A 14,780-nucleotide genomic window follows, 5' to 3' on the forward strand; every position below is an offset into this window, starting at 1 on the left:
CACCAAATATTATGTGGGCCCGACCGGGGCCCCCCCGCCCCCCCCCCCCCGCCCCCCCCCGGGAGCGCGCCGTCGTCAGACGCGCCGACGCTTGGGCGGCCGGCAGCCGTTGTGCGGGCTGGGGGTGACGTCCTGGATCGCGCCGACCTCGAGGCCGGTCGCCTGCAGGGAGCGGATCGCGGTCTCGCGGCCGGAACCGGGGCCCTTGACGAACACGTCGACCTTGCGCATGCCGTGCTCCTGGGCACGGCGCGCGGCGGCCTCGGCGGCCATCTGCGCGGCGAACGGGGTCGACTTGCGCGACCCCTTGAAGCCGACCTGACCGGCCGACGCCCACGCGATGACCGCGCCCGTCGGGTCGGTGATCGAGACGATCGTGTTGTTGAACGTGGACTTGATGTGCGCGTGGCCGTGCGCGACGTTCTTCTTCTCCTTGCGGCGCGGCTTGCGCGCCGCCGTGGCCGTGCGGCTCTTGGGAGGCATGGTGTCCGGACTCCTGGTGGACTGCGGCGGTTGAGTTCGAGGGCGGGCCCGGCGCTGGTGGCGCGAGCCCGCGAGGCGACCCGGAGGGCCGCGCACTGCTTACTTGCGACCGGCCTTCTTCTTGCCGGCCACGGTGCGCTTCGGGCCCTTGCGGGTGCGCGCGTTCGTCTTGGTGCGCTGCCCGCGGACGGGCAGGCCGCGACGGTGCCGCAGACCCTGGTAGGTGCCGATCTCGACCTTGCGGCGGATGTCGGCGGCCACCTCGCGGCGGAGGTCGCCCTCGACGCGGTAGTTGCCCTCGATGTGGTCGCGCAGTGCGACGAGGTCGTCGTCGGTCAGGTCGCGGACGCGCAGGTCGGGGCTGACGCCGGTGGCTGCCAGCGTCTCCTTGGCCCTGGTGCGTCCGACGCCGAAGATGTACGTGAGCGCGATCTCCAGCCGCTTCTCGCGGGGGAGGTCGACGCCGACGAGACGTGCCATGCGGGATGGTCCCTCTTCTGTCGCGGAGGTCTGCCGCAGGACCTGCCCCGTCCGGCTCCGTGAGCTCTGCGGGTCCCCGGCCTCCGACCGGGGGTGTCACCCGGGGCGTCCCCGGGAGGGTCCTGCGATGGGTGCCACCGGTGCGGTGGCTGGCTGCTCGACGAGCGGGCCGGCTGCGTGCTGAGCGGACTCAGCCCTGGCGCTGCTTGTGGCGCAGGTTCTCGCAGATGACCATGACCCGGCCGTGGCGGCGGATCACCTTGCACTTGTCGCAGATCTTCTTGACGCTCGGCTTGACCTTCATCGTGTCTCCGGTCGTGCAGGCCGCACCCTCGAGGGAGCGCGGTCGGCGGCCAGTGTGGTGGTCACTTGTAGCGGTAGACGATGCGCCCGCGGGACAGGTCGTACGGGCTGAGCTCGACGACCACCCGGTCCTCGGGGAGGATGCGGATGTAGTGCTGCCGCATCTTCCCGGAGATGTGGGCGAGCACCTTGTGACCGTTGCTGAGCTCCACGCGGAACATCGCGTTCGGCAGGGCTTCGATCACGGTGCCTTCGATCTCGATGACGCCGTCCTTCTTCGGCATGTCCTCCGCTTTTCATCAAGTGTCGGTTCGGTGTCCGCCCGCCGTGCCCGTGAGGGCGCAAGGCATGGCGAACCGACTCTCAAGCTTACGCGACGGCGCGCCGAAGACGAAATCGGGTGAGCTTGCCCCGCGAGCCGGTTGCGGCGCAACCGGACACGCGGTCCGGCGCTCCGGCTCAGGCCTCGGGCACCTGGACGCCGAAGGCCGCGAGCTCCGCCGCGCCGCCGTCGGGCGCCGTGAGCACCCACAGGCCCTCCTCGAGGACGGCCACGGTGTGCTCCCAGTGGGCGGCGCGGCTGCCGTCGGAGGTGACCACGGTCCACTCGTCGGCGAGCACGTCGGTCTCGACGCCCCCGCGGGTGCACATCGGCTCGATGGCCAGGCACATCCCGGGCCGCACCTTCGGGCCCTTCTCGCGCACGCGGTGGTTGAGCACCTCCGGCGCCATGTGCATGGCCGTGCCGATCCCGTGGCCGGTGTAGCCGTCGACGATGCCCAGCCGGCCGCCGACGGCGTCCTCGACGGCCGCCCCGACGTCGCCGACCCGGCCCCGGGCGTCCAGGGCGGCGATGCCGGCCCACAGCGCCCTGCGGGTGGTCTCGACGAGCTCGACGTCAGCGGGGTCCGCGGGCTCGCCGACGATCGCGGTGAAGGCGGAGTCGCCGTGCCAGCCGTCGACGACCGCTCCCCCGTCCACGGAGACGACGTCCCCCTCGGCGAGCACCTGGTCGCCGGGGATTCCGTGCACGACGACCTCGTTGACCGAGATGCACAGCGTCGCCGGGTAGCCGTGGTAGCCGAGGAAGTTGGAGGTGCCGCCCCCGGCGCGGATGACCTCGGCGCCGATGGCGTCCAGCTCCCGGAGCGCGATCCCGGGCCGCAGGGCCGCGCGCACGCTCTCCAGGGCCGCGTGCGTCAGCAGCCCCGCCCTGCGCATCGCGAGGACCTGCTCGGGGGTCTTGAGCTCGATCCGTTCGCGTCCGAACACCAGCTGTCTCCTGCGGTCGATCGTGGGGCGGGGCGTCGTGCGGGCCGGCTCAGCCGTTCGGCAGGCCCAGCGCCGCCACCAGGCGGGCGGTGACCTCGGAGATCTCCCCCAGGCCGTCGACGCTGCGCAGCAGCCCGCGCTCGGCGTAGACCTTCACCAGGGGGGCGGTCTGCTCGGCGTAGACCTCCTGGCGGGTGCGGATCACGGCCTCGGTGTCGTCGCTGCGGCCCTGCTCGAGCGCGCGGCGGGTCAGCCGGCGCACCAGCTCGTCGACGTCGGCGGTGATCTCCAGGACGTGCTCGAGCTTGGCGCCGGCCGCGGCGAGCATGTCGTCCAGCTCGCGCACCTGGTCGGTGGTGCGCGGGTAGCCGTCGAGGATGAAGCCGTCGACGGCATCCGGCTGGGCCAGGCGCTCGCGCACCATGGCGTTGGTGACGCTGTCGGGCACGTACTTGCCGGCGTTCAGGTACTCCTCGACCGTCCGGCCCAGCTCGGTCTTGTCGGCCACGTTGGCGCGGAAGATGTCGCCGGTGGAGATGGCCGGCACCCCCAGGCGCTCCGACAGGAGCTTGGCCTGGGTGCCCTTGCCCGCACCGGGCGGACCGAGGAGGACGAGACGAGTCATCGCAAGAACCCTTCGTAGTTGCGCTGCTGGAACTGGGACTCGATCTGCTTCACCGTCTCGAGCCCGACCCCGACGATGATCAGGATCGACGTCCCCCCGAAGGGGAAGTTCTGGTTGGCATTGAAGAGCACGATGGCGATGAGCGGTAGCAGCGAGATGAGCCCCAGGTACAGCGATCCTGGCAGGGTGATGCGGGTGAGGATGTAGTCGAGGTACTCCGCGGTGGGCCGTCCGGCGCGCACCCCGGGGATGAAGCCGCCGTACTTGCGCATGTTCTCGGCGACCTCGTCCGGGTTGAACGTGATCGCGACGTAGAAGTACGCGAAGAAGATGATGAGCAGGAAGTACATGGCCATGTAGATCGGGTGGTCCCCGCGCACCAGGTGCTCGTTGATCCAGACGACCCAGCCCTCGTTCTGGTCGCTGAACTGGGCCACGAGGGCCGGCAGGTACAGCAGCGAGGAGGCGAAGATCACGGGGATGACGCCGGCCATGTTGACCTTGAGCGGGATGTAGGTCGTGGTGCCGCCGTACATCCGCCGGCCGATCATCCGTTTGGCGTACTGCACGGGGACCCGGCGCTGGGACTGCTCGACGGCGATGACGGCCGCGACGACCACCAGACCGACGAGGATGACCCCCGCGAAGGTCAGCCAGCCGCGCTCGCGGCCGATGTTGAGCAGCGAGGTCGGGAAGCCGGCGGCGATCTGGGCGAAGATCAGCAGCGACATGCCGTTGCCGACGCCGCGCTCGGTGACGAGCTCACCCATCCACATGATCAGGCCGGTGCCCGCCGTCATCGTGAGGACCATGAGCAGGATGGTCTGGATGCTCTTGTCCGGGACGACGTCGGCCGTGCAGGCGTTGTTGAACAGCCGGCCCGGGGTCCGCGCGATCGTCACGTACGTCGTCGACTGCAGGACCGCCAGGGCGATGGTGAGGTAGCGCGTGTACTGGGTCAGCTTGGTCGTGCCCTGCTGACCCTCCTTCTTCAGCGCCTCGAAGCGGGGGATGACGACGGTGAGCAGCTGGACGATGATGCTCGCCGTGATGTACGGCATGATCCCGAGCGCGAAGATGCTCAGCTGCAGCAGCGCGCCGCCGGAGAAGAGGTTGACCAGCCCGAGCAGGTCGTTGCCCGACTGCGCCAGCTCCAGGCACTGCTGCACGGCGGAGTAGTCGACGCCCGGCGTGGGCACGAAGGACCCGAGCCGGACCAGCACCACGATGCCGAGCGTGAAGAGCATCTTGCGGCGCAGGTCGGGCGTCCTGAAGGCACGGCCGATTGCGGTGAGCACTACAACCTCCTGCGCCGCGCTCCCCCGCGCGGCTGCGGGAGGACGGCATGGTCACTGACAGATCGGACGGTGGACCACACGGATCCACCCAGACCCTACAACGGCCCACAACGCACACGCGGCGGTAGCAGACGATCACTCGTCGCTACCGCCGCGCGTCCGTGCGGGGTGATCGCTCAGCGGAGGGTGGTGGACCCGCCCGCAGCGGCGATCTTCTCGGCCGCGGAGGTCGAGAACTTGTCGGCCGTCACCTGCAGGGCCACGGTGATCTCACCGGTGCCCAGCACCTTGACGGGCTGGCCCTTGCGGACCGCGCCCTTGGCCACGAGCTCCTCGACGCCCACGGTGCCGCCCTCGGGGAAGAGGGAGGTCAGCTTGTCGAGGTTGACGACCTGGTACTCGACGCGGAACGGGTTCTTGAACCCGCGCAGCTTCGGCAGGCGCATGTGCAGCGGCATCTGGCCGCCCTCGAAGGCCTCGGGCACCGAGTAGCGGGCCTTGGTGCCCTTGGTGCCGCGGCCGGCGGTCTTGCCCTTGCTGGCCTCACCGCGGCCGACACGGGTCTTGGCCGTGTTCGACCCCGGGGCGGGGCGCAGGTGGTGCAGCTTCAGGACGTGCTCGCCCGGCTGGTTCGCCATCAGTCGACCTCCTCCACGGTCACGAGGTGCGCGACGGTGTTGGCCATGCCGCGGATCTCGGGCTTGTCGTCCTTGACGACGCTCTGCCCGATCTTGTGCAGTCCGAGGCTGCGCAGCGTGTCGCGCTGGTTCTGCTTGCCACCGATGCCCGACTTGACCTGGGTGACCTTGATGCGTCCGGCCATCAGGCGGTCACCCCCGCGGCCTGGGCGCGCAGCAGCGCGACGGGGGCCACGTCCTCCACGGGCAGACCGCGGCGGGCCGCGACCTGCTCGGGGCGCTCGAGGCCGCGCAGGGCCTCGATGGTCGCGTGGACGATGTTGATCGCGTTGTCGCTGCCGAGGGACTTCGACAGGACGTCGTGCACGCCCGCGCACTCCAGCACGGCGCGGACCGGGCCGCCGGCGATGACGCCGGTACCCGGGGAGGCCGGGCGCAGCATGACCACGCCGGCCGCCTTCTCGCCCTGGATGGGGTGCGGGATCGTGCCCTGGATGCGGGGCACGCGGAAGAAGTTCTTCTTGGCCTCCTCGACGCCCTTGGCGATCGCCGCGGGCACCTCCTTGGCCTTGCCGTAGCCGACACCGACGGTGCCGTCGCCGTCGCCCACGACCACGAGGGCCGTGAAGCTGAAGCGGCGGCCGCCCTTGACGACCTTGGCCACGCGGTTGATGGTCACGACGCGCTCGACGAAGTTGCCGCGGTCGCCCGCGTCACCCCGCCCGCGCTGGTCGCGGCCGCCGTCGCGGCGGTCCCGACGGTCGTTCCCGCGGTTGTCGTTGTTGCCGCCGGCCGCACCGGCGCCGGCGCCTCGGCGCTGGGGTCCAGGCATCAGACGTTCCTCATCTCATCGGCTTCGTGGGTCATCACAGGGCCAGACCGGCCTCACGGGCGCCGTCGGCGATGGCCGCGACACGTCCCGCGTAGCGGTTGCCGCCGCGGTCGAAGACCACGGCCTCGATGCCGGCCGCCTTGGCGCGCTGACCGACGAGGAGACCGACCGCCTTCGCCTTGGCCGACTTGTCGTCGCCGCTGGCGCGCAGGTCCGCCTCCATGGTCGAGGCCGACGCGAGGGTGTGACCCGCCGCGTCGTCGATGACCTGCACGAAGACGTGCCGCGTGGAGCGGGTGACGACCAGGCGCGGGCGGACGGCGGTGCCGACGACCTTCTTGCGCACGCGGGTGTGACGACGCTTGCGCGCCGGCGCAGTGCCCTTCTGGGTGCGCTGGGTGGAGAGTCCCATCGTCACTTACCAGCCTTTCCGACCTTGCGACGAACCTGCTCGCCGGCGTACCGCACGCCCTTGCCCTTGTACGGGTCGGGCTTGCGCAGCTTGCGGATGTTCGCAGCGACCTCGCCGACCTGCTGCTTGTCGATGCCGGCCACCGAGAACCGGGTGTTGTTCTCGACCGCGAAGGTGATGCCCTCGGGCGCCTTCACGACGACGGGGTGGCTGAACCCGAGCGCGAACTCGAGGTCGGAGCCGCGAGGCGTGACGCGGTACCCGGTACCGACGATCTCGAGCCTCTTCTCGTAGCCCTGCGTCACGCCCTGGACCATGTTGGCCACCAGCGTGCGCGTGAGCCCGTGCAGCGCCCGGGAGGTGCGCTCGTCGTCGGGACGCGTGACCTGCAGCGTGCCCTCCTCCGTGCGCTCCACGCCGATGGGCGATGCCACGGTGTGCGTCAGCGTTCCCTTGGGGCCCTTGACCGTGACGGTCGAGCCGTCGATGGTCACGTCCACGCCCGAGGGGACGGGGATCGGGAGTCGACCGATGCGCGACATGAGTCCTCCTCCCTCACCAGACGTAGGCGAGGACTTCCCCACCCACGCCCTTCTTGTTGGCCTGCTTGTCGGTCAGCAGCCCGGACGACGTGGACAGGATCGCCACGCCGAGGCCACCGAGGACGCGGGGCAGGTTGGTCGACTTCGCGTAGACCCGCAGACCGGGCTTGCTCACGCGGCGCAGGCCGGCGATCGCACGCTCGCGGTTGGGGCCGAACTTCAAGTCCAGGGTCAGCTTCTTGCCGACCTCGGCGTCCTCGACGGTCCAGGAGGCGATGTAGCCCTCGGCCTGGAGGATCTCCGCGATGTGGGACTTGAGCTTGCTGTACGGCATGGAGACGGTGTCGTGGTACGCCGAGTTGGCGTTGCGCAGACGCGTCAGCATGTCCGCGATGGGGTCGGTCATCGTCATCGGGCTCGTCCGCCCTTCCTCACCGGGGTTTCCGCGACACGGAGTGCGTCGCGGACCTTCGGCGTCGTCGTGATGGGGTTCGTCACCAGCTGCTCTTCGTCACACCGGGCAGCTCGCCGGCGTGCGCCATCTCCCGCAGGCAGATGCGGCAGATGCCGAACTTGCGGAACACCGCGTGCGGTCGCCCGCAGCGCTGGCAGCGGGTGTAGCCGCGCACCTTGAACTTCGGCTTGCGCGCGGCCTTGGTGATCAGAGCGGTCTTCGCCACGGTCAGTTCTCCTTGAACGGGAAGCCCAGGGCGCGCAGGAGCGCACGGCCTTCCTCGTCGCTCGTCGCCGTCGTCACGACCGTGATGTCCATGCCGCGGACGCGGTCGATCTTGTCCTGGTCGATCTCGTGGAACATCGACTGCTCGTTGAGACCGAAGGTGTAGTTCCCGTGGCCGTCGAACTGCTTCGGCGACAGACCGCGGAAGTCGCGGATGCGCGGCAGCGCCAGCGACAGCAGCCGGTCCAGGAACTCCCACATGCGGTCGCCGCGCAGCGTGGTGTGCGCGCCGATCGGCATGCCCTCGCGGAGCTTGAACTGGGCGATGGACTTGCGCGCCCGGGTGACCTGCGGCTTCTGGCCGGTGATGGCCGTCAGGTCGCGCACGGCACCGTCGATGAGCTTGGAGTCGCGGGCCGCCTCGCCGACGCCCATGTTCACCACGACCTTGACCAGGCCGGGGATCTGCATGACGTTGCCGTAGGCGAACTGCTGGTGCAGCTGACCCTTGATCTCTTCGCGGTAGCGCTGCTTCAGGCGCGGCAGCGCGCGGGTCTCGGAGGTGGTGGTCATCAGATGTCCTTGCCGGAACGCTTGGCGACGCGGATGCGGTTGGTCTTGGTCCGGCCGTCGCGCTCGACCTGCTCGGTCCGGATGCCGACGCGGGTCGGCTTCTTCGTCTCCGGGTCGACCAGCTGGACGTTGCTGATGTGGATCGGGGCCTCGCGCTCGACGATGCCGCCCTCCACGCCCGGGCCGGCCTTGGTGTGGCGCTTGATCCGGTTCACGCCCTCGACGAGGACGCGGTCGGTCTCGGCCAGGACCTCGAGCACCTTGCCCTGCTTGCCGAGGTCGGAGGTCTTCGTGCCGTCGTCGTTGCGGCGGCCGCGGACGCGGGTGATGACCTGGACCAGGTCACCCTTCTTGATGCGGGTCTTGCCCATGGTCAGAGCACCTCCGGCGCCAGCGAGATGATCCGCATGAAGCGCTTCTCGCGCAGTTCGCGACCCACGGGCCCGAAGATGCGGGTGCCGCGCGGGTCGCCGTCGGCACGGAGGATCACCGCGGCGTTCTCGTCGAAGCGGATGTAGGAACCGTCGGCGCGCCGACGCTCCTTCTTGGTGCGGACGATGACGGCCTTGACCACATCGCCCTTCTTGACGTTGCCACCGGGGATCGCGTCCTTGACCGTGGCCACGATCACGTCACCGATGCCGGCGTAGCGGCGGCCGGAGCCGCCGAGCACGCGGATGCACAAGATCTCCTTGGCACCCGTGTTGTCGGCGACCTTGAGCCGCGACTCCTGCTGGATCACTCTCTACTCCTTCGTCGCGCCGGTTCTCGCGCTGCCCCTGGGGACGGCGAGCCTGGCCGAACGGACATGGGATCTGGGGGTGGGCCGCGGTGGCGGCCCACCCGAGGTCATCACGCGAACGCGCAGATCACTTCGCGCGCTCGAGGACCTCGACCACACGCCAGCGCTTGGTCGCCGACAGCGGACGGGTCTCCGCGATGAGGACGAGGTCGCCGACACCGGCGGTCTCGACCTCGTCGTGCGCCTTGACCTTCGTGGTGCGGCGGATGACCTTCGCGTAGAGCGGGTGCTTCACGCGGTCCTCGACCTCGACCACCACGGTCTTCTGCATCTTGTCGCTGACGACGTAGCCGCGGCGCGTCTTGCGGTAGCCGCGCTCGGTGGTCGTGGCAGTGGTCTGCTCGCTCACTTCGCAGCCTCCTTCGTGATCGGCGCCTCGGTGATGCCGAGCTCGCGCTCGCGCATCGTGGTGTAGATGCGGGAGATGTCCCGCTTAACGGCCTTCAGCCGGGAGTTGTTCTCCAGCTGACCGGTCGCGGACTGGAAGCGCAGGTTGAACAGCTCTTCCTTCGCCTTCTTCAGCTCGTCGACCAGCTTGGCGTCGTCGAACTCACGCAGCTCGTCGGCGCTCAGGCCCTTGGTCCCGATGGCCATCACTCACCACCCTCGCGGCGCACGATCTTGCACTTGACCGGCAGCTTGTGGATGGCGCGGGTCAGCGCCTCCGAAGCGACCTTCTCGTTGGGGAACGACAGCTCGAACATCACGCGTCCGGGCTTGATGTTCGCGATCCACCACTCCGGGGAGCCCTTGCCGGAACCCATGCGGGTCTCGGCCGGCTTCTTCGTCAGCGGCCGGTCCGGGTAGATGTTGATCCAGACCTTGCCGCCACGACGGATGTGGCGGGTGATGGCGATACGAGCGGACTCGATCTGGCGGTTGGTGACGTAGCCACCCTCCACCGCCATGATCCCGTACTCGCCGAACGTCACACGGGTACCGCCGGATGCCGCACCGCGCCGGGTGGGGTGGTGCTGCTTGCGGTGCTTGACGCGCCGTGGGATGAGCACGACTCAGGCCTCCGTTCCGTTGCTGCCCTTGCCGGTGACCGGCTGCGCGGCAGCGGTCCCGGTCGGAGCGGCACCGGCGGCCGCGGCCTCGGCCACGGGAGCGCTGGTGCCCTCCTGCGTCGGACGGCGACGGCCGCGGGCCTCGCCGCGGTCACCGCGCTCGCCGCGGCGCGGGGCGCGCGGAGCGGCGGCCTGCGACTGGGCGAGCTCACGGCTGGTGACGTCACCGTGGTAGATCCAGACCTTCACGCCGATGCGGCCGAAGGTCGTGCGGGCCTCGTAGAAGCCGTAGTCGATGTTCGCGCGCAGCGTGTGCAGCGGAACCCGGCCCTCGCGGTAGAACTCCGAGCGGCTCATCTCCGCACCGCCGAGGCGGCCGGCGCACTGGACCCGGATGCCCTTGGCACCCGAGCGCAGCGCGGTCTGCATCCCCTTGCGCATGGCGCGGCGGAACGAGACGCGGCTGGCGAGCTGCTCGGCGATGCCCTGGGCGACCAGCTGGGAGTCGATCTCGGGGTTCTTGACCTCGAGGATGTTCAGCTGCACCTGCTTGCCGGTCAGCTTCTCCAGCTCGCCGCGGATGCGGTCGGCCTCCGCACCGCGACGGCCGATGACGATGCCCGGCCGGGCGGTGTGGATGTCGACGCGCACGCGGTCGCGGGTGCGCTCGATCTCGACCTTGGAGATGCCGGCCCGCTCCATGCCCTTGGACATGAGGCGGCGGATCGCGACGTCCTCCTTGACGTAGTCGGCGTAGCGCTGACCGGTCTTGGTGGAGTCGGCGAACCAACGGGTCTTGTGGTCGGTGGTGATGCCCAGTCGGAACCCGTGCGGGTTGACCTTCTGCCCCATCAGCGGGTCCTCCTCGTCTTCTTGGCGCCGGCGACGGCGGGGGCGACGACCACGGTGATGTGGCTCGTGCGCTTCAGGATGCGCCCCGCGCGCCCCTGCGCCCGGGGACGGAAGCGCTTCATCGTCGGGCCCTCGTCGACGTGGATCGCCTTGACGACGTAGCTGTCCGGGTCGAACGCCTCGGAGTGCTTGTCCGCGAGGAACTTCGCGTTCGCGATGGCGCTCTCCACGAGCTTGCGCACCGGCTCGGCCGCCGCCTGGGGGGCGAAGGAGAGCACCGCGACAGCTTCAGTGGCCTGCTTGCCCCGGACGAGGTCGACGACTCGGCGCGCCTTCTGGGGCGTGACGCGGAGGTACCGCGTCTGCGCCTTGGCTTCCATCCCTGTCCTGCCTTCTGGTTTCGGTCTCGAAAGGTTGTTCGCGAGCCGGTGGCTCAGCGGCGACGGCCCTTGCGGTCGTCCTTCTCGTGGCCCTTGAACGTGCGCGTGGGCGCGAACTCGCCGAGCTTGTGACCCACCATCGCCTCGGTGACGAAGACGGGGACGTGCTTGCGGCCGTCGTGCACCGCGAACGTGTGGCCCAAGAAGTCCGGCGTGATGACCGAACGGCGGGACCAGGTCCGGATGACGTTGTGCGTACCGGCCTCGTTCTGGACGTCCACCTTCTTCTGCAGGTGGTCGTCGACGAACGGGCCCTTCTTCAGACTGCGAGGCATGGTGGCCTGATCTCCCTATCAGCGCTTCTTGCCGGTGCGGCGACGACGGACGATGAGCTTGTCGCTCTCCTTGCCCGGACGCCGGGTGCGGCCCTCAGGCTTGCCCCAGGGGCTGACGGGGTGACGGCCACCGGAGGTCTTGCCCTCACCACCACCGTGCGGGTGGTCGATGGGGTTCATGGCGACACCGCGGACGGTCGGGCGCTTGCCCTTCCAGCGCATGCGGCCGGCCTTGCCCCAGTTGATGTTGGACTGCTCGGCGTTGCCGACCTCGCCGATGGTGGCGCGGCAGCGGACGTCGACGTTGCGGATCTCGCCCGAGGGCATGCGCAGCTGGGCGAAGCGGCCCTCGCGGGCCACGAGCTGGACGCTGGCGCCGGCCGAGCGGGCGATCTTCGCGCCGCCGCCGGGGCGGAGCTCGATCGCGTGGATCACGGTGCCGACCGGGATGTTGCGCAGCGGCAGGTTGTTGCCGGGCTTGATGTCGGCCTCGGGGCCGTTCTCGATCCGGTCGCCCTGCTTCAGGCGGCTCGGCGCGAGGATGTAGCGCTTCTCGCCGTCCACGTAGTGCAGGAGCGCGATGCGTGCGGTGCGGTTGGGGTCGTACTCGATGTGAGCGACCTTGGCCGGCACGCCGTCCTTGTCGTGGCGACGGAAGTCGATGACGCGGTAGGCGCGCTTGTGGCCACCACCGATGTGACGGGTGGTGATGCGCCCGGTCGAGTTGCGGCCACCGGTCTTGGACAGCGGGCGGACGAGCGACTTCTCCGGCTCGGTCCGCGTGATCTCGACGAAGTCGGCGACGGACGAGCCGCGGCGGCCCGGCGTCGTCGGCTTGTACTTGCGGATTCCCATTGCAGCGATTCCTCGGGTTCGAAGGTGTCTACGGCGATCGTGCGAGCCCGGGGGCTCAGGCGACCGAGCCGCCGAAGATGTCGATCGTGCCCTCGCGCAACGTCACGATGGCCCGCTTGGTGTCCTTGCGCTTGCCGGTGCCGAACTTCGTCCGTCGGCTCTTGCCCTGCCGGTTCGCGGTGTTGACCGAGGAGACCTTGACGCCGAAGACCTTCTCGACGGCCATCTTGATCTCGGTCTTGTTCGCCGCCGGGTCGACGAGGAAGGTGTACTTGCCCTCGTCGATCAGGCCGTAGCTCTTCTCCGAGACGACCGGCGCGAGCAGGATGTCGCGCGGGTCCTTCTGGGTCCCACCGATGGCGCTCACAGGGTGCTCCCTTCGGACTCAGCCGCCACCGCGGTCGCGCTGCGACCCTTCGGCGGCCCCGCGACGAAGGCGTCCAGCGCCGCGCGGGTGAAGACGACGTCGTCGCTCTTGACGACGTCGTAGGTGTTCAGCTGGTCCTGCGGCAGCACGTGCACGCCGGCGAGGTTGCGCAGGCTCTTGGCCGACACCTCGTCGTCGCGGGTGAGCACGACCAGGACGTTCGTGCGGCCGGACAGCACCGAGAGCAGCTTGGCGGCCGTCTTGGTGGAGGGGGTCTCGCCGATGGCCAGGCCCTCGACCACGTGCAGGCGCTCGTGGCGCACCCGGTCGGAGAGGGCACCGCGCAGGGCGGCGGCCTTCATCTTCTTGGGGGTGCGCTGGGAGTAGTCGCGCGGCTGGGGGCCGTGCACGGTGCCACCGCCGGTGAACTGCGGGGCGCGCAGCGAGCCCTGGCGGGCGCGGCCGGTGCCCTTCTGCTTGTAGGGCTTCTTGCCGCCGCCGCGCACCTCGCCGCGCGTCTTGGTGGCGTGGGTGCCCTGGCGGGCCGCCGCGAGCTGGGCGGTCACGACCTGGTGGATCAGCGCGATGTTCGCCTGGCGGCCGAAGTGCTCGGCCGGCAGCTCCACGGTGCCGTTGGTGCCGCCGTCGGCGGTGCGCAGCGGGACGGTGATGGCGGCGGTCTGAGTCGTCGTCTCGGTCATGTGGCTCAGGCCTCCTTCACGCGCGCCTTGGACGCGCTCTTGACGAGCACGAGCCCGCCGCGGGGACCGGGGACCGCGCCCGTGATGAGCAGCAGGCCCTTCTCCGCGTCGACGGCCTGCACGGTCAGGTTCTGGGTGGTCTGGCGAGCCCCGCCCATGCGGCCGGCCATGCGCATGCCCTTGAACACGCGACCGGGGGTGGCGCAGCCGCCGATGGACCCGGGCTTGCGGTGGTTGCGGTGCGCACCGTGGGAGGCGCTGACACCGGCGAAGCCGTGACGCTTCATGACACCGGCGAAGCCCTTGCCCTTGGTGGTGCCGACCACGTCGACCGTGGTGCCCGCGTCGAAGACCTCCGCCGTGACCTCCTGGCCGAGCGCGTACTGCGCCGCGTCGGCGGTGCGCAGCTCGACGAGGTGGCGGCGCGGCGCGACGCCGGCCTTGGCGAAGTGGCCGGCAGCGGGCTGGTTGGCCTTGCGCTGCGCGATGGCCGTGGCGGCCAGCTGCACCGCTTCGTAGCCGTCGGTGGTAGTGGTGCGGATCTGGGTCACGACGTTCGGCTCGACCTTGACGACCGTCACCGGGACGACGCGGTTGTCCGCGTCCCACAGCTGGGTCATGCCGAGCTTGGTGCCGAGCACCCCTCGCACTTGCCTGTCGCTCATCGTGTGCAGTCCCTCAGAGCTTGATCTCGATGTCGACACCAGCCGGCAGGTCGAGTCGCATGAGCGAGTCGACCGTCTTCGGCGTGGGGTCGATGATGTCGATGAGGCGCTTGTGCGTGCGCATCTCGAAGTGCTCGCGGCTGTCCTTGTACTTGTGCGGCGAGCGGATGACGCAGTAGACGTTCTTCTCGGTCGGCAGCGGCACGGGCCCAGCGACCGAGGCGCCCGTCCGGGTCACCGTGTCGACGATCTTGCGCGCCGAGCTGTCGATGACCTCGTGGTCGTAGGCCTTGAGCCTGATGCGGATCTTCTGTCCCGCCATGGCGTCGTCTGACTCTCTCTCTTCGTACCGCTACTGACTCGCGCGCGGCGCGGAGCGCCTGTCCGGCGCTCCGACCCCCGAGGTCGGGCGTGTCGCGCTCTCGCACGAGGTGCACCCTCACCCGGTTGCCCGGTGTGGTCCTGTCGTCCTGTTCAGGTCTACCGTCCGCCGCCCGTACGAGACGTTCGACGTTCGCGGCTGCCGGCCACTCGGCGGGGGGACCCGCGGCGGCACAGCAACCCCGACAGTCTGCCAGACGACAGGCCAGCTTGGCGAATCGAGGCCGTCGGGGCGGCCGCGCGCGCTGATGACCACGGCCCGCTCACGACGAAGGGGCGGGTCCGGGTGGACCCG

At 70.0% G+C, this 14,780-nt stretch carries 28 protein-coding genes; all 28 read right to left on the bottom strand.

What is annotated here, in order from left to right; all coding sequences use genetic code 11:
• Positions 1 to 75: 75 nt before the first annotated feature.
• The 28 genes from rpsK to rpsJ all read right to left on the bottom strand — a co-directional run bounded on the left by rpsK (position 76) and on the right by rpsJ (position 14,426).
• Entirely contained in the window at positions 76 to 483 is a 408-nt protein-coding gene (gene rpsK / locus ACRYM2_RS20600; RefSeq protein ID WP_166614011.1) for a 30S ribosomal protein S11, read from the bottom strand.
• Between the two features lie 99 nt (positions 484 to 582).
• Positions 583 to 963, bottom strand: a complete 381-nt coding sequence (gene rpsM / locus ACRYM2_RS20605; RefSeq protein WP_432524309.1) for a 30S ribosomal protein S13 — start codon at positions 961 to 963, stop codon at positions 583 to 585.
• 190 nt (positions 964 to 1,153) lie between these two features.
• Positions 1,154 to 1,267 (bottom strand): 50S ribosomal protein L36, encoded by a 114-nt coding sequence (gene rpmJ / locus ACRYM2_RS20610; protein WP_009740505.1) that lies wholly within the window; start codon positions 1,265 to 1,267, stop codon positions 1,154 to 1,156.
• Between the two features lie 61 nt (positions 1,268 to 1,328).
• Entirely contained in the window at positions 1,329 to 1,550 is a 222-nt protein-coding gene (gene infA / locus ACRYM2_RS20615) for a translation initiation factor IF-1 (RefSeq protein WP_012084955.1), read from the bottom strand.
• A gap of 175 nt (positions 1,551 to 1,725) precedes the next feature.
• Positions 1,726 to 2,541: a type I methionyl aminopeptidase gene (gene map, locus ACRYM2_RS20620; RefSeq protein ID WP_432524327.1), complete on the bottom strand. Its 816-nt coding sequence runs from the start codon at positions 2,539 to 2,541 to the stop codon at positions 1,726 to 1,728.
• A 46-nt stretch (positions 2,542 to 2,587) separates the two neighbouring features.
• Positions 2,588 to 3,163, bottom strand: a complete 576-nt coding sequence (locus ACRYM2_RS20625) for an adenylate kinase (RefSeq protein WP_432524311.1) — start codon at positions 3,161 to 3,163, stop codon at positions 2,588 to 2,590.
• Positions 3,160 to 4,461, bottom strand: coding sequence for a preprotein translocase subunit SecY (gene secY / locus ACRYM2_RS20630; RefSeq protein WP_432524312.1), 1,302 nt, complete (start codon positions 4,459 to 4,461; stop codon positions 3,160 to 3,162). The genes ACRYM2_RS20625 and secY overlap by 4 nt, the downstream gene beginning before the upstream one ends.
• Positions 4,462 to 4,637: 176 nt before the next feature.
• Positions 4,638 to 5,099, bottom strand: a complete 462-nt coding sequence (gene rplO, locus ACRYM2_RS20635; RefSeq protein WP_432524313.1) for a 50S ribosomal protein L15 — start codon at positions 5,097 to 5,099, stop codon at positions 4,638 to 4,640.
• Positions 5,099 to 5,284 (bottom strand): 50S ribosomal protein L30, encoded by a 186-nt coding sequence (gene rpmD / locus ACRYM2_RS20640; RefSeq protein ID WP_432524314.1) that lies wholly within the window; start codon positions 5,282 to 5,284, stop codon positions 5,099 to 5,101. Before rpmD ends, rplO begins: the two co-directional genes overlap by 1 nt.
• Positions 5,284 to 5,931, bottom strand: coding sequence for a 30S ribosomal protein S5 (rpsE, locus tag ACRYM2_RS20645; RefSeq protein WP_432524316.1), 648 nt, complete (start codon positions 5,929 to 5,931; stop codon positions 5,284 to 5,286). The genes rpmD and rpsE overlap by 1 nt, the downstream gene beginning before the upstream one ends.
• Before the next feature lie 34 nt (positions 5,932 to 5,965).
• On the bottom strand, positions 5,966 to 6,343 hold the full coding sequence (gene rplR / locus ACRYM2_RS20650) for a 50S ribosomal protein L18 (protein WP_166614016.1): 378 nt from the start codon (positions 6,341 to 6,343) through the stop codon (positions 5,966 to 5,968).
• Between the two features lie 2 nt (positions 6,344 to 6,345).
• Complete coding sequence (gene rplF / locus ACRYM2_RS20655) at positions 6,346 to 6,885, bottom strand: 50S ribosomal protein L6 (RefSeq protein WP_432524317.1); 540 nt, start codon at positions 6,883 to 6,885, stop codon at positions 6,346 to 6,348.
• A 13-nt stretch (positions 6,886 to 6,898) separates the two neighbouring features.
• The gene (gene rpsH / locus ACRYM2_RS20660) at positions 6,899 to 7,297 is read right to left on the bottom strand and encodes a 30S ribosomal protein S8 (RefSeq protein ID WP_166614003.1); all 399 of its coding nucleotides are present in this window, start codon (positions 7,295 to 7,297) and stop codon (positions 6,899 to 6,901) included.
• Between the two features lie 82 nt (positions 7,298 to 7,379).
• Positions 7,380 to 7,565, bottom strand: coding sequence for a type Z 30S ribosomal protein S14 (locus tag ACRYM2_RS20665; protein WP_166614002.1), 186 nt, complete (start codon positions 7,563 to 7,565; stop codon positions 7,380 to 7,382).
• A 2-nt stretch (positions 7,566 to 7,567) separates the two neighbouring features.
• Positions 7,568 to 8,137 (bottom strand): 50S ribosomal protein L5, encoded by a 570-nt coding sequence (gene rplE, locus ACRYM2_RS20670; protein WP_432524318.1) that lies wholly within the window; start codon positions 8,135 to 8,137, stop codon positions 7,568 to 7,570.
• Positions 8,137 to 8,508, bottom strand: coding sequence for a 50S ribosomal protein L24 (rplX, locus tag ACRYM2_RS20675; RefSeq protein WP_432524320.1), 372 nt, complete (start codon positions 8,506 to 8,508; stop codon positions 8,137 to 8,139). The genes rplE and rplX overlap by 1 nt, the downstream gene beginning before the upstream one ends.
• Before the next feature lie 2 nt (positions 8,509 to 8,510).
• Positions 8,511 to 8,879, bottom strand: coding sequence for a 50S ribosomal protein L14 (gene rplN / locus ACRYM2_RS20680; protein WP_166613999.1), 369 nt, complete (start codon positions 8,877 to 8,879; stop codon positions 8,511 to 8,513).
• Between the two features lie 127 nt (positions 8,880 to 9,006).
• Positions 9,007 to 9,288, bottom strand: coding sequence for a 30S ribosomal protein S17 (gene rpsQ / locus ACRYM2_RS20685; RefSeq protein WP_166613998.1), 282 nt, complete (start codon positions 9,286 to 9,288; stop codon positions 9,007 to 9,009).
• Positions 9,285 to 9,533, bottom strand: coding sequence for a 50S ribosomal protein L29 (gene rpmC / locus ACRYM2_RS20690; RefSeq protein WP_166613997.1), 249 nt, complete (start codon positions 9,531 to 9,533; stop codon positions 9,285 to 9,287). Before rpmC ends, rpsQ begins: the two co-directional genes overlap by 4 nt.
• On the bottom strand, positions 9,533 to 9,949 hold the full coding sequence (gene rplP, locus ACRYM2_RS20695; protein WP_166613996.1) for a 50S ribosomal protein L16: 417 nt from the start codon (positions 9,947 to 9,949) through the stop codon (positions 9,533 to 9,535). The genes rpmC and rplP overlap by 1 nt, the downstream gene beginning before the upstream one ends.
• Before the next feature lie 3 nt (positions 9,950 to 9,952).
• Positions 9,953 to 10,801 (bottom strand): 30S ribosomal protein S3, encoded by an 849-nt coding sequence (rpsC, locus tag ACRYM2_RS20700; RefSeq protein WP_432524321.1) that lies wholly within the window; start codon positions 10,799 to 10,801, stop codon positions 9,953 to 9,955.
• Positions 10,801 to 11,181, bottom strand: coding sequence for a 50S ribosomal protein L22 (gene rplV, locus ACRYM2_RS20705; protein WP_432524323.1), 381 nt, complete (start codon positions 11,179 to 11,181; stop codon positions 10,801 to 10,803). The genes rpsC and rplV overlap by 1 nt, the downstream gene beginning before the upstream one ends.
• Positions 11,182 to 11,234: 53 nt before the next feature.
• Positions 11,235 to 11,516, bottom strand: a complete 282-nt coding sequence (rpsS, locus tag ACRYM2_RS20710) for a 30S ribosomal protein S19 (RefSeq protein WP_166609823.1) — start codon at positions 11,514 to 11,516, stop codon at positions 11,235 to 11,237.
• An 18-nt stretch (positions 11,517 to 11,534) separates the two neighbouring features.
• Positions 11,535 to 12,371: a 50S ribosomal protein L2 gene (gene rplB / locus ACRYM2_RS20715; RefSeq protein WP_432524324.1), complete on the bottom strand. Its 837-nt coding sequence runs from the start codon at positions 12,369 to 12,371 to the stop codon at positions 11,535 to 11,537.
• 55 nt (positions 12,372 to 12,426) lie between these two features.
• On the bottom strand, positions 12,427 to 12,729 hold the full coding sequence (gene rplW / locus ACRYM2_RS20720) for a 50S ribosomal protein L23 (RefSeq protein WP_166614015.1): 303 nt from the start codon (positions 12,727 to 12,729) through the stop codon (positions 12,427 to 12,429).
• 5 nt (positions 12,730 to 12,734) lie between these two features.
• Positions 12,735 to 13,439: a 50S ribosomal protein L4 gene (rplD, locus tag ACRYM2_RS20725; protein ID WP_432524325.1), complete on the bottom strand. Its 705-nt coding sequence runs from the start codon at positions 13,437 to 13,439 to the stop codon at positions 12,735 to 12,737.
• 5 nt (positions 13,440 to 13,444) lie between these two features.
• Entirely contained in the window at positions 13,445 to 14,104 is a 660-nt protein-coding gene (rplC, locus tag ACRYM2_RS20730; RefSeq protein WP_166613991.1) for a 50S ribosomal protein L3, read from the bottom strand.
• A gap of 13 nt (positions 14,105 to 14,117) precedes the next feature.
• The gene (gene rpsJ / locus ACRYM2_RS20735; RefSeq protein ID WP_012084982.1) at positions 14,118 to 14,426 is read right to left on the bottom strand and encodes a 30S ribosomal protein S10; all 309 of its coding nucleotides are present in this window, start codon (positions 14,424 to 14,426) and stop codon (positions 14,118 to 14,120) included.
• Positions 14,427 to 14,780: the final 354 nt, after the last annotated feature.

This window comes from Kineococcus aridisoli (assembly GCF_050871885.1).
In the GTDB taxonomy this organism is placed as follows: domain Bacteria; phylum Actinomycetota; class Actinomycetes; order Actinomycetales; family Kineococcaceae; genus Kineococcus.

Excerpts from the sequence above, each read along its gene's own strand:
- ACRYM2_RS20625 (WP_432524311.1), bottom strand. The coding sequence starts at position 3,163 with ATGACTCGTCTCGTCCTCCTCGGTCCGCCCGGTGCGGGCAAGGGCACC.
- rplR (WP_166614016.1), bottom strand. The coding sequence starts at position 6,343 with ATGGGACTCTCCACCCAGCGCACCCAGAAGGGCACTGCGCCGGCGCGC.
- rpsC (WP_432524321.1), bottom strand. The coding sequence starts at position 10,801 with ATGGGGCAGAAGGTCAACCCGCACGGGTTCCGACTGGGCATCACCACC.
- rpsM (WP_432524309.1), bottom strand. The coding sequence starts at position 963 with ATGGCACGTCTCGTCGGCGTCGACCTCCCCCGCGAGAAGCGGCTGGAG.
- rplX (WP_432524320.1), bottom strand. The coding sequence starts at position 8,508 with ATGGGCAAGACCCGCATCAAGAAGGGTGACCTGGTCCAGGTCATCACC.
- rplD (WP_432524325.1), bottom strand. The coding sequence starts at position 13,439 with ATGACCGAGACGACGACTCAGACCGCCGCCATCACCGTCCCGCTGCGC.
- rplB (WP_432524324.1), bottom strand. The coding sequence starts at position 12,371 with ATGGGAATCCGCAAGTACAAGCCGACGACGCCGGGCCGCCGCGGCTCG.
- rpmJ (WP_009740505.1), bottom strand. The coding sequence starts at position 1,267 with ATGAAGGTCAAGCCGAGCGTCAAGAAGATCTGCGACAAGTGCAAGGTG.
- rpsK (WP_166614011.1), bottom strand. The coding sequence starts at position 483 with ATGCCTCCCAAGAGCCGCACGGCCACGGCGGCGCGCAAGCCGCGCCGC.
- rpsJ (WP_012084982.1), bottom strand. The coding sequence starts at position 14,426 with ATGGCGGGACAGAAGATCCGCATCAGGCTCAAGGCCTACGACCACGAG.
- rpmC (WP_166613997.1), bottom strand. The coding sequence starts at position 9,533 with ATGGCCATCGGGACCAAGGGCCTGAGCGCCGACGAGCTGCGTGAGTTC.
- rplO (WP_432524313.1), bottom strand. The coding sequence starts at position 5,099 with ATGGCGAACCAGCCGGGCGAGCACGTCCTGAAGCTGCACCACCTGCGC.
- rpsS (WP_166609823.1), bottom strand. The coding sequence starts at position 11,516 with ATGCCTCGCAGTCTGAAGAAGGGCCCGTTCGTCGACGACCACCTGCAG.
- rplV (WP_432524323.1), bottom strand. The coding sequence starts at position 11,181 with ATGGAAGCCAAGGCGCAGACGCGGTACCTCCGCGTCACGCCCCAGAAG.
- rpsH (WP_166614003.1), bottom strand. The coding sequence starts at position 7,297 with ATGACGATGACCGACCCCATCGCGGACATGCTGACGCGTCTGCGCAAC.
- infA (WP_012084955.1), bottom strand. The coding sequence starts at position 1,550 with ATGCCGAAGAAGGACGGCGTCATCGAGATCGAAGGCACCGTGATCGAA.
- rpsE (WP_432524316.1), bottom strand. The coding sequence starts at position 5,931 with ATGCCTGGACCCCAGCGCCGAGGCGCCGGCGCCGGTGCGGCCGGCGGC.
- rplE (WP_432524318.1), bottom strand. The coding sequence starts at position 8,137 with ATGACCACCACCTCCGAGACCCGCGCGCTGCCGCGCCTGAAGCAGCGC.
- rplC (WP_166613991.1), bottom strand. The coding sequence starts at position 14,104 with ATGAGCGACAGGCAAGTGCGAGGGGTGCTCGGCACCAAGCTCGGCATG.
- rplF (WP_432524317.1), bottom strand. The coding sequence starts at position 6,885 with ATGTCGCGCATCGGTCGACTCCCGATCCCCGTCCCCTCGGGCGTGGAC.
- rpmD (WP_432524314.1), bottom strand. The coding sequence starts at position 5,284 with ATGGCCGGACGCATCAAGGTCACCCAGGTCAAGTCGGGCATCGGTGGC.